Source organism: Ornithinibacillus massiliensis (assembly GCF_018310345.1).
Lineage (GTDB): Bacteria > Bacillota > Bacilli > Bacillales > Amphibacillaceae > Ornithinibacillus > Ornithinibacillus massiliensis.
In genome coordinates this window covers 175,375-187,829 of record NZ_JAGXBY010000001.1, presented here as the reverse complement: position 1 = coordinate 187,829, position 12,455 = coordinate 175,375, and the positions used below count along the sequence as shown (strand labels likewise).

General features: G+C 32.3%; 10 protein-coding genes. 4 read left to right on the top strand and 6 right to left on the bottom strand.

What is annotated here, in order from left to right; translation table 11 throughout:
* The first annotated feature begins 194 nt into the window (after nt 1-194).
* Complete coding sequence (locus KGF86_RS00935; RefSeq protein WP_246521247.1) at nt 195-1,103, top strand: prephenate dehydratase; 909 nt, start codon at nt 195-197, stop codon at nt 1,101-1,103.
* On the top strand, nt 1,081-2,319 hold the full coding sequence (locus KGF86_RS00930; RefSeq protein WP_211740870.1) for a dicarboxylate/amino acid:cation symporter: 1,239 nt from the start codon (nt 1,081-1,083) through the stop codon (nt 2,317-2,319). The genes KGF86_RS00935 and KGF86_RS00930 overlap by 23 nt, the downstream gene beginning before the upstream one ends.
* 218 nt (nt 2,320-2,537) lie before the next feature.
* Here KGF86_RS00930 and lanKC read toward each other — a convergent pair whose 3' ends face one another.
* The 5 genes from lanKC to KGF86_RS00905 all read right to left on the bottom strand — a co-directional run bounded on the left by lanKC (nt 2,538) and on the right by KGF86_RS00905 (nt 9,363).
* A complete protein-coding gene (lanKC, locus tag KGF86_RS00925; RefSeq protein ID WP_211740869.1) occupies nt 2,538-5,150 on the bottom strand; it encodes a class III lanthionine synthetase LanKC in 2,613 nt (870 codons plus the stop codon).
* Nucleotides 5,151-5,203: 53 nt separating this feature from the next.
* Nucleotides 5,204-6,037, bottom strand: a complete 834-nt coding sequence (locus KGF86_RS00920; protein ID WP_211740868.1) for a class I SAM-dependent methyltransferase — start codon at nt 6,035-6,037, stop codon at nt 5,204-5,206.
* A gap of 172 nt (nt 6,038-6,209) precedes the next feature.
* Nucleotides 6,210-6,326: a class III lanthipeptide gene (locus tag KGF86_RS00915; RefSeq protein WP_211740867.1), complete on the bottom strand. Its 117-nt coding sequence runs from the start codon at nt 6,324-6,326 to the stop codon at nt 6,210-6,212.
* A 397-nt stretch (nt 6,327-6,723) separates the two neighbouring features.
* Nucleotides 6,724-7,335: a response regulator transcription factor gene (locus tag KGF86_RS00910; RefSeq protein ID WP_211740866.1), complete on the bottom strand. Its 612-nt coding sequence runs from the start codon at nt 7,333-7,335 to the stop codon at nt 6,724-6,726.
* Between the two features lie 9 nt (nt 7,336-7,344).
* The gene (locus tag KGF86_RS00905; protein ID WP_211740865.1) at nt 7,345-9,363 is read right to left on the bottom strand and encodes a sensor histidine kinase; all 2,019 of its coding nucleotides are present in this window, start codon (nt 9,361-9,363) and stop codon (nt 7,345-7,347) included.
* A gap of 48 nt (nt 9,364-9,411) precedes the next feature.
* On the opposite strand from KGF86_RS00905, the gene KGF86_RS00900 reads away from it, so the two are divergent.
* Complete coding sequence (locus KGF86_RS00900; protein WP_211740864.1) at nt 9,412-9,606, top strand: hypothetical protein; 195 nt, start codon at nt 9,412-9,414, stop codon at nt 9,604-9,606.
* Here the strand turns inward: KGF86_RS00900 and KGF86_RS00895 are convergent.
* The gene (locus KGF86_RS00895; RefSeq protein ID WP_211740863.1) at nt 9,593-10,501 is read right to left on the bottom strand and encodes a polyprenyl synthetase family protein; all 909 of its coding nucleotides are present in this window, start codon (nt 10,499-10,501) and stop codon (nt 9,593-9,595) included. The genes KGF86_RS00900 and KGF86_RS00895 overlap by 14 nt on opposite strands.
* A gap of 255 nt (nt 10,502-10,756) precedes the next feature.
* Between KGF86_RS00895 and KGF86_RS00890 the strand changes: the two genes are divergently transcribed.
* Nucleotides 10,757-12,433, top strand: coding sequence for an ABC transporter ATP-binding protein (locus KGF86_RS00890; protein WP_211741195.1), 1,677 nt, complete (start codon nt 10,757-10,759; stop codon nt 12,431-12,433).
* Nucleotides 12,434-12,455: the final 22 nt, after the last annotated feature.

Here is a 12,455-nt window from a genome sequence, read left to right as displayed (position 1 = left end):
ATGTAAAAATGTTTAACCAGTCACAGGAGAAATCGAAGTGGCTGGTTTTTTATATTTTCTAGACCATTTACGTTTCTCTCCTTTTTCAGAGGCTGAAGCATAAATGGTCTTTTTTTTACACTTTAAGAAAGTATAAAAGTTTAAAGGAATAAAGTATAAGCAAAACCAGGCAATCCGCGCCTTTCAGGATTGGCTTGCCAAGGTTTCTTATCATCATTAGAGGAGTGAGTATATTGTTAATTGGTTATCAAGGTGTGGAAGGTAGTTACAGTTCGATCGCATGTCAAAAGTTTAGCGGAGAAAATAATTATCAGATGAGAGGGTTTCGTACCTTTCGATTATTAGTGGATGCATTGCTACATGATGAAGTCGATTATATTGCTCTACCAGTAGAAAACTCAACAACCGGGCCTATTACAAGAACGATCGATTTATTGAAGTATTTAGATGTAGCCGCTACAGATGAAATCTATGTAAAAATTGATCACGCACTCATTACAAAGCATCCAATCGAGCTGTCGGAGATCACAAAAGTATACTCACATCCAGAAGCACTGGAGCAATGCTATACATATTTAAGCCGGTATCCTCATATCGAGGTTCTCGAATATACGGATACAGCCGGTGCAGTTAAACTTGTTAAAAATTCAAAGGATAACACCATCGCCAGCATAGCAGGTAGCCACGCTGCAGAATTGTATGGCATGACAGTGATTCAAGAAAATATTAGCGACAATCCATTCAATACGACACGTTTCTTATTCTTTAAAAAGAAAAGGGCTCTAGTGAATCAAGTACAAGATAAAACATCTATTTACGTTGAAACAACACACAGCACTGGCTCACTAAGCGATATTTTAAACATTTTTAAACAGCATGATACTAATTTACTCAACTTAATTTCCCGACCAATTCAAACGAAACCGTTCGTATATGGATTCTTTATCGATATTGATAGCGGTCTTGGTAACGAATCACTCAAGATGGCTTTAGAAGAGTTAAAAGATAGTTGCACATATATCAATATTTTAGGCAGTTACCGTAAAGGTAAAATCCCAACCTACAAAGGAGCTCTACAAAATGAAACAACTATTAACAGCTAAAAAACACTTATTCACCCGCATTGCGATTGGGTTCGGACTCGGAATCCTGTTTGGTATACTTTTACCCGAACTCGCTATTCAAGCAAAATTCGTCGGCGATATTTACTTAAATTTAATTAAGATGATGATTATTCCTATTATTTTCGTAGCCGTCTCCACTGGTATTATTAATATTGGCAGTTCCAGTGATCTCGGCCGAATTGGCTTTAAGAGTATTGTTGTCTTTGTTGTCATGTTTATCACCACAGCAGCAATTAGTTTAGTCATTTCCTACTTGATTCGTCCTGGTCAGAAAATTAATATTGATGCGGTCGGATATGATGGTGAAATCACCGAACCAAGCTTTGCCGATTTCTTTATGAATATCGTACCAAGTAATCTATTCCAGGCGATTTCTGAAGGGGATATTCTGGCAACCATTTTATTTACGCTTATCTTCTCCGTAGCCATTGTGGTGATTGGGAAAGAGGCGGACCCAGTCAAAACGTTTATCAACAGTTTGTCCAAAGTCATTTTTAAAATTCTTGATTTCATCATGGAACTAACCCCTATCGGAATTATTTCTCTGATGGCATTCGCCACTGCTGAATATGGTGCTAGTATTTTCTCTGCACTTGGTTTATATATTTTCACAGCATATTTCGCATGTATTATCGTATTTATCCTAGTTATGTTAATTCCTGCCTGGTTATATCGTAAACTCAATCCGATTGATTTTATTAAAGGCATTTATAAAGTGTGGCTTGTATCTCTATCCACAACAAGTTCTGCTGTAACGATGCCAACAACAATGCGAGTAACCAGAAATGATTTTAAAGTTTCCGAATCCATTACTAACTTTGTTATACCATTGGGGACGACCATTAATATGGCCGGCGGAGCAGTATCGTTTAGTCTACTTGCTGTCTTTGTATCCGACTTTTACAATATTCCACTCGGTGTTGGCCAAATTATTTATCTCGTTATTATCGCAACGATTTTAAATATGGCAGCACCCGGCATTCCAGGCGGGGGAATTGTACTCGGGGCATCATTCCTTACCCTTCTTAATCTACCGGTTGAATTAATGGGCCCTATCGCAGCCATCTATCGATTACTTGATATGGCTTATACGACCATGAACATTACTGGTGATGCCACCGCAGCAGTTCTTATTGATAGATCGGAGGAGAAGCGGGCTTTAAGAATGAAAGGCTCGGAAGCCTTAAGTAGTTAGAGGCGAAAAACAAGCATTGGGATGTGATTCGCAATGCTTGTTTTCTTGTAACTAGCAAACTACTTATTACTTATATATAGTGACGGTCAGGGGCAACACAATAATTGAAACGTTATATCAAAAAACATGAATTTGCTTAATGTTTTATAAAACGAATAATCGCATGAAGTTGTTTTTTAAACCTTAATCTCATGCAATTATTTCATTTTGTAATTATTTTATTTATACACTTCATGTATTTTAGATTCATCCTTTAGGAAACTCGTACGATTATAAAAACTATCGATATTTATTAAGGGTAACGTATACAGGGGATTATCCTTTAAAATCCCTTGAAGTGCTAGTATAATTCCAGAACCTCCTGTCTGAAAATCATCCGATAAACGATAACAAAGATAACCTGGAATTAAGATATGGTCTCTCTTACAAATAAAGAATAAACTAATTAAATTCATTACATATTCCCTTGAATATATGTAATTTGAGTTGTTCTGACCAAGCATAGGGGGAATTAATAAGAAACTTCCAGCCCCATCATATAAACCTGCGTTTATTGTACATTTAACACTACTCAAATTAGTAATTAAACTTAGCTCTTTTTGAAAATGCCTTTTCCCGCTTACATGATTCAAGTATACTATTGCTATCCCTATTCCTATTGAACCGCCTGAAAGGTATGGTAATAATCGATTGGCATCATCTAAAGTTTGTAGTGTCATTTTTGATTCTTGTGTCTTTTCTAAATCCTTATTAATTAAATCAAGTGCTCTAAAGTAGTGACTTTCATCTTTTGTGATCGAATATAAGGCCGAATAAAAAAGTGATACACCAGACCATCCATCGATTATACCTATTGGAATACCCGACCAATCTTTAGATGTTAATTCGTTATTCTCCGAGATAAAATTGTCTATTGATTTTGATATCGATTCTATCTCTGAAAGGTATTGTTCATCTTTTACTTCTAAATATAAGCTAATTAACATAAGACCAATACCTGCAAGCCCAGATCTAAGCGTAATGTCAAAAGGATCAAGATTTGTATCAATTTCTTCAAAAATATTCAGCGCTTCTGTTCTATAGCCGATTTCATAAAGGAGTGCTCCGATTCCTGCCTTACCTGTAAAAAGACCATTTTGTGATACAGTACCCAAGTTTTGAATAAACTTTTGTTTTACCCAATGATTGACATCGTCAGTTAGAATACCCGATCTCGAAAATGCTAATATTGCTCCCGCAGCACCATTTTGTACGTTTAATTTCCCTTCATTATCTATATATTGTCTTATATCACCTTGTACTAACTTATCACCATATACTAAATTTTTAAGAATACCATTTCTAATCCCTTCAATGATAGAAGGTATATTATTTGCTCTTTTCATATGATTATCAGCATAGTTAGGTTTCTCTTTTATTGACAAATTTTTGTTACATTTATCTATTATACCTTGTAAAAAATTCTGTGAATCTTCTCCGAAAGTTCTTACTATCCATTGATATTGATATTCGTACATCCCAGGATCTATGTCTTCGATATTTCCAATTGGCATAAAGCAATATCGTAGTATTTTCTTTATGGCATACCAATCTCTCTCTCCGTTATTTTTATTTTCTGGGTGGGAATATGCATAAGTTCGCATTGGTGATTTACCTTCATAATCTTTTGGTCGGGCTGTTTCAAAATCGATGAGGGTTACCTTTAAATCTTGAGATACTATTATGTTTGCTGGTTGTAAATCTCCCATACCGATGCCCTCTTTATGCATATTATCAACGATATCTACCAGATTTGAAATAATATTTATTATATCCCCTTTATAAGTAATAACATCACTGTTTGCTGTATAAGGGTAGTTAGCAGCGGTCCAATGCTCTAAACTTATACCTTCAACATATTCCTCTACAAGATAACTATGCTCCCAATAGGTAAAATAGTCTAATACATTAACTACACCGTCTACTTTAGATAATTTTGTTAAGGCATCATATTCGATTTTTTGTCTTTCTAAAGCATCATATTTTTGGCCATCTAATCCTGCTTTTGGCCTTGCCTCTTTTATAATAACCTTTCTTTCATCTTTTTTTCTCATTGCCTCATATATTCCACCACCGTTAGTAAAACGAATAGCACTTTTGAATTCATATTCAGCAAATTTTTTACTATTATTGTTATTTTCTACTGTATATTTACTGTTTAGAGTATCTAAAAACTGATCAAATTCTTTTGCCATTTCTGGTACTTGATAATAAGGAACTCTTTCATCTTCAATCAAATTCCCTTCTTCGTCCTTAATACACATTTCACCATCTTCGTTATAGATTGCAATAAACCCACCATATCTATAATAAATATTACTATCTCTCCAACGCTTATCACTAAAGATATAAGGCCCCTTTTCATATAATTTTAGTTTATCGTATAATAAATTTAATAAGTTTAAAAACTCTTCATTACTTGGTGGATAGATAGTAATAAATTTTCCTGAACTAGCTCTATTTGCAGTCTTTGAATTTGTGTTTATAAATTCATACTCAGATTTAAGATGTTTAAAAGCTATTTTGCGATCTATTAATAGATCGCTGACTATACTTAATACTTCCTTTGCTTTATTTATAGTCGCACTAATATGGATTTTCCAACCTTGCTCTATTAAAACACTTTCCTTAAAGTTATAGACTTTCCATACTGATCTTTCATCATCACTTATAATACAACCGTCTGGTAAATTTACTACCGAATATTCTTCACCAGAGTATGATGGTTTAATGGGAACGAAATAATTTGAATCTTCATTTAAATAATCATAATAAGCAAAATTTCTATCCATTAAATATATCCCTTTCCTCTCATAGATCTTTTTGAGCAAGTATAAAACTTATATTATTTTTCTACTACAAGCGCTATACTGTTTCCATCTTTGCTGTATTTTTCACCTGAAACATCCATATAAATTCCTTTTGTTTTAAAACCTGCAATACTAGTTTCATTCTCAAATGAACTTTTAGAGTAATATTGATACCAATAACTATATGTTTTTGGGGGGATATTATTTAATAAAACTGTTGTTTTTGTTAGTGTAACTAAATTTGGATATTTTAGATTTTGAATAAATCCAAGATGGGGCTCTGTAGATAACTTACTTTGTTTCTTGTTAAAGCTCCAAATTTGTTCTTCCTTAAAATCTTCGTAAACATTTGCAGAAAACCCATCAATAATTAGTATTCCACCTTTATTCAAACTATTATATATATTTTTTAATACCTTTTCTCTTTCTTGTTTATTTAATGAGCTGTAAGTATAATAAATTAATAGTGCTAGGTCATATTTATTCGTCTCTTCCCAATTCAAGATATTCTCAACTCTATATTTAATGTGTATATTTTCTTCTTCCGCTTGTTCTTCAGCATAACGTATAGAACTCTCTGAAAAGTCTATACCGGTTACCTCATACCCTTTTCTTGCAAGCTTTTTACAATATAAACCTGGTCCACAACCCAAATCAATAACTTTCTCGTACCTGTTCGGAGGGGCAATTTCAGCAATAAAGTTTACACACTTCTCTATAAATTTATCATTTGCACTTCCTCCTGGAGTATTTAGGTCTAGGTGTTCATCCATTACTAAGCTTGACATTAAAGGATCTGTCCAAATATCATCAGGACTTGGCTCAAAAACTTCAGGCTTTTTTAAGTGCTCAAAAAGAAGATTGCTCATCACAGATTCACTCCCAAGTATTTTTTTGATATATTATAAGCTAAGAAATAAGAAAGATTTTTTTAACTTTAATGCTATTTTTTAATGGTATTATGTAAATGAAGACCTAGTTAAGAAATAAATCCAACTAGGTCTTCCAGTGATGTATCTTATGTCTTACCTTTGATGGGAATTAGCAATTCTCACTTTTTGTTGACCATAGAGTTGTCAAAGTAATTGGAGTCCAAGCAACAGCTACGTCTCCTGCTTCATTTTGAGGAAGCTTTTGTAAATTTAGAACCTGTTCCATTTCATTTTCACCCCTTATTAAATTACTAGATTAATAGTTTGATTATTAATCTAGCTTCATACTAGCATAAAAAATAACTGTATATTCCGTTAAAATCCCCTATTTTTTCTTATGCGGAATACCACAATTTTTTTATTTGATTTTAGGGTTTCCCACAATACTTTTCTCATACGCAAACTAGATAGGGTACAAATTTGTTTACACCTGCTATGAGAGAGTTATTATAAAAGGTTTTTATTCAGTAGCTTTTTCCCCATAACAGAGTGGTTATTTTTAATATTATTCAGATTAAATGGCAGGGATATAATTATTTGAATTATAAATACATGGCAAGAATCTTACATTGTTAACAGTAGAATATGATCCTTCTACATTATCAAATTAAATTATTGAGAAATTATTCAAAGAATTTATTATCTAAAGCAATATTTAATGCTTCGATTCTAGATTTTACACCTAACTTTCTATAAATTTTGGTCAAACGATATTCTACTGTGCGATCAGACAAGAATAATTTATCAGCAATTTCTCTATTACTTAACCCCTTAGATATCTCCTTCAAAATAATCAGTTCTCTTTCTGTTAATCCATGCTGTTTACTTTCCGAATTTAACTTATTTTTATTCTTAAATAAGCTTAAGGGTACAATCGTATACCCTGATACAACTGCTTGAATCAAATCAATCAATTCTGATTTTGTTGCTGTTTTACTTATAATACCGCTTACTCCTATTTCAGTGAATATATATAGATTTTCTTGTTCTGTAAATCCAGTATACAAAATAATTTTTCTTCTAGCATTGATACTTAATAGTTCTCTTGATAGATCAATTCCAGTCATTACAGGCATGTGAATATCTATAATATAAATATCAAATTCCTCACTTAACGCTAAAGCTTCAGCTCCGGAAGATACATAATGTGCTGATATATCACCGCCTTTTGTTAATATAGTTTTCGTTCCTTCTCCTACAATATAGTGATCATCTACAATTAAGATTCTTAACAATTTATCTAATCACCTCGGTATCGTTACATATATATGTACTTTCTTTGGATTATCTGTAGCAAACTCAATAGTTCCATAAATATTATTAATTCGTCTTACTAAACTATTCAGTCCAATTCGACCTTGGTGAAGCGTTTCTTTATAATTAAAACCTTTACCGTCATCTAAATAATCAATATTTATTTGATCCTCCGTCTCCCAAATAATTATTGACACTTGTTCAGCATCAGAATGCTTTATAGCATTATTTATTAACTCCTCGATTACTCGATAAATCAATAGCGGCTTTTCATAATGGTCAAAGTGATCTGTGGTTAGCTCCACTTCATAATTCAACTGAAATTGGGATTTTTGTTTGAATTGGTCAAGTAGTTCATTTAAAGAATAGACTAGGCCCTTAATCGATAAAGCTTTAGGCATCATTTGTGTAGATATTCTTCTGGTTTTATCTATAATTTCTTTTAGATGGTCTCTCAACTTTCTTAATTCAGGTTGGTTGTTTTCAATTGCAAGTATGTCTAATACTCTATAAATATATATTTGATCTTGTAAGATCGTATCATGAATATCTTCAGCTAGTCTCCTTCTTTCTGCTTCAGCAAAATGAAAGAGGAAACGCGATATTGCATTGGATGTAACTTTTTCTCCCTTTATTAGTTGAGTTACAGAGTCTTCACTTATTCTTATAATTTCATAGGTAAGTCTAAGATATGAAATAAAAACCATGCACCAAGATTTATCATAGATACTAAAATGTGAACGTTCTTTATGGTCACCAATACATAGATATTCTATACGATCCGAACTTTTTGATAAACAAACTCCAAAATTGCTTTTATAGTCTATGATTATTTGACCTTTAATATTAATAATCTTATTTAATGGAATGTTTTCAAAATTATTTCGCCCTATTAAATACTCATTCTCTAATTGTTTGGTACGGGTATTAAATTTCACAATAGTTGCATCTACATTATGAAACCTTTTTTTAATCTCTTTTATTGCAAGTTGTTTTAAATCCTGTAGTGTTAAACAATTTTCTATTTCTACTATTAATCTTTCAACAAATTGAACAATATTATTCTTATCTTGGAAAAGTGAATTACGTAATAAATAATCAATTTGTTCCTTTGCAAATAAAAACATTGTATTAAATAAAATTACAATAACAAACAATTGTATCAAGTCGAAGATATTAAACATAGGATATAGTAAATACAGAAAAAAAATAATAAAAATTGAAGGTATCAACGATAAAAAACTATAATAAATGGTGCGATTAAAAATAAATTGAGGATCTAAGAGCTTCTTGTTTAGAATGAGATAAGTGTATCCAATTGGAATCACAAAGAATGACCACGCAGTGACGTAAGCATTAACCCCCTCCTTGAAAAATATTTGAGGAAAAGCGTGCAAAAATATAAAAGGGGCAAATGCAACCAAGGGAATAACTAACAACCAGATTAGAAAAGTTCTTTCTCTTGCTCCTTTACTAACCAACAAAAAATAAATAATTTTTAATAACGGTAATGAAATATTAGTAAAGAAGTATAGAATAAGTGCAACCTTACTTATATCTAGCATTTCTTCAAAGATATTAGCAAAGCAATCAAGGCCTATGACAACTACTAAAAAGTACAAATTTATTTTTTTAAGTTTATTTTTTTCTCTTCTAATAATTCGTCTATTATATAATATTTCCGTAGTAAATTTATTAAAAAAATAACTCGTTAAAGGGAAAGAAATACTGAATACAATAATAGCTAAATAGTTTTCTATGGACTGTACAATTGAGGTAAAGTAAGATAAAGAACCTGCTAGTAAAAAATAAATTAGGAATTTACTGGTTTTTTTATCACTATGTATGTATATAATATAAGTTAAGATAGAAGTAATTGCTGAAAATGCAACCGGTAAAAATAGCATATTCCAAGCATTACTATATTTCTGGATTAAATTAATTAATAAAAAAATATGCAGTAGATAAAAAGTTGTTTTTACTAGTTTGTATTTGTTTACTTTTAGCATTTATCTTCTACTCCTTTTTTATCCTTATCTAGAAAGGAGGGGTGAATAATGATAATGCAGCTTGTTCAGCGAGGATTAAACAAAACTCCAATGAACGTCCCATCAAAGTTTTACCACCAGGATAGTCGCCTAAACATAAATCTTCAACTTTCACCAGAAGAAGCATCTTTTATTAATGAAGCAATCAAAAATAATATTAGAAATACTGCTTACTCGCTTCCGGTCCCTACTAACTGGAGATAATACTTAGTAATGAAGTTTTTTGTTTTTTTGTTATGTTTAATTGACTGATTACTCTCTCGTATTTGCGAATAAAAATCTTTTCAGTAATCCAGCAATATATGAGTGCATCTTCAATCATCAAATCTTGATGAATCGTTGAAACATCGAGGTTTGATGAATTTTTGCTTGAATAATAGTTTTGGATTCTTGTATACGCCTCATCCTCTGTGTTTAAATAGAATAATATTGGCAATGTCCTTTTCCTATATAATAGATCATTTTTCTCAAAACCGTTTTTCATATCATTAACGTCATTTCTCAATTGAAAAATTACCCCAAGATAGTTGGCATATTCAATAATCTTTTTACTTAATTGCTTATTAACACTTCCTGCTCCTAATAAACATGCTAATGCAATTAAAGACCCTGACTTTAGATAGCACATATAGAAATAATCCATTTCAGTCGATAATTCATTTTTTAAATCTATCTGTTGACCAGAAATGGATTGTAACAATAACTTGTTCGCCCTTTGTGTTATCAGACTTTTGTCTGTAAAATTTCCAATTCCATTCATTTCTTTTAAGCATATAAGTAATATTCCAACAATGATATTAAAATTAAATGCATTATCCACTTTACTCCATGGTGCATCTTGACGCGTATCTTCATCTTGCATATCGTCCATTATATCTGATATAAGTATAATTAATTCTATAATTGTCATCGCTTTCACTTTATGTATATTAATCTTCTGATCTCTAAAGATATCAAAATGAATAGCAGTAATTTTGGCAAATTCAATAGACTGATTAAATTTATATTCGATATAATCTTTTGTATTATTTTTGATACTATCTTCCATAAACCCTTTATCGACAAATGATTTTGCCATATATATTAATTGTTTCTCCAAATTTATCCCCCCCAAAGTAAACAATACCATATATTTACTAATTATTACAAAAATTTTAAATAAATTATATTAACACTAAAGATTAACTAGTTTAATGATCTTTCTTGTCATTATATTATCAAAATAAACAAAAAGGTGTTATTATTCTAATAGTAATATTTTATAGACTATTCTATATTTTGAAAGGAGTTAAGACAGGTGGTTCAAAATCAAAATAGTTTAAAACCCTTTTTGAATCTCGTTCTCTCAATTAAAATGCCTAAATCTGCACTTATATTAGGAATAATAACAAGTGTTATAACAACGCTTACTGGACTAGTTATCCCACTACTCACAAAAGCTCTAGTGGATGGGTTTTCCATCCATTCAATAAACCCCAAACTGATTATCCTAATAGGGACTGCTTTTATCATTCAGGCTATTATAAGTGGATTATCTATATATTTATTAACAGTTGTAGGTCAAAAGATCGTCGCTAGTCTACGGGGAAAAATGTGGCATAAACTTATTCGTTTACCTGTTAGTTATTTTGATAGAACATCAAGTGGTGAAACAGTTAGCCGTGTCGTAAATGATACAAGTATTGTCAAAGAATTAATTTCCAACCACTTTCCTCAATTTATCACAGGAATTATATCCATAATTGGTGCTGTCGTACTGCTGCTTTTGATGGACTGGAAAATGACGTTAATGATGCTATTTGCTGTTCCTATTACATTAGCTATCATTATGCCTGTAGGCCGCCAAATGATGAAAATATCTCGTAACTTACAAGATGAAACAGCTCAATTCACTGGGAACATCCAGCAAACATTAGGTGAAATCCGATTAATGAAAGCTTCTACTGCTGAGAAAAATGAAGAGAAAAAGGGGTTATTAGGAATACAAAAATTGCTTGAATATGGAATAAAGGAAGGACGAATCTTCGCCTTAATTTCCCCCTTAATGCAATTTACCATTATGATTGTCATTGTCATTATTATTAGCTATGGAGGAATGAGGGTTGCCGGTGGAACAATGTCTACTGGCGCACTAGTTGCATTTTTATTGTATCTGTTCCAAATCATTATGCCGTTTACAACCTTCGCGATGTTCTTTACACAATTACAAAAAGCTAAAGGAGCGACAGAGCGGATCATTGAAATCTTGAACCTCTCATTGGAAGAGGGACAAGAGGGAATAGAAGTTGATATTAGTAATCGATCCATTACAGTTTCAAACATTTCTTTTTCATATGTTGAGAACGAGCCAATCCTACAAAATGTGTCCTTTCACGCAGAACCCGGTCAATTAATCGCATTAGCTGGACCAAGTGGCGGAGGGAAATCAACGATATTTGGACTAATTGAAAGATATTATGAACCAGAATCGGGTGAGATTTACATAGGTCAAACACCTATTAAAGATATTTCCATTCATTCATGGCGTCGGCAAATAGGCTATGTTTCTCAAGATAGTCCCATGATGGCAGGAACCATTCGGGAAAACCTATCCTACGGATTAGGTAATTGGGAGGAAATCCCAGACGAGCATCTTTGGAAGGTGGCAGAGATGGCGTATGCCAAAGAATTTATTGAAGAGTTTTCTGAAGGTCTTGATACAGAGGTTGGGGAAAGAGGAGTACTGCTTTCTGGAGGACAAAGGCAACGTATAGCGATAGCGAGAGCTTTTTTACGAGATCCGAAAATTTTAATGATGGACGAGGCAACAGCTAGCCTTGATAGCCAATCGGAAAGTATTGTCCAACAAGCACTAACACGTTTAATGGAAGGAAGAACCACCTTTGTAATAGCCCACCGATTATCAACAATTGTTCATGCAGATCAAATACTATTCATAGAACAAGGCCGGATAACGGGGCGTGGCAATCACCAAGAATTGGCAAAGACCCACTCTTTATACCGAGAATTTTCTAAACAACAATTGACCTAACAAGAATGTAATAAAGTTGAAC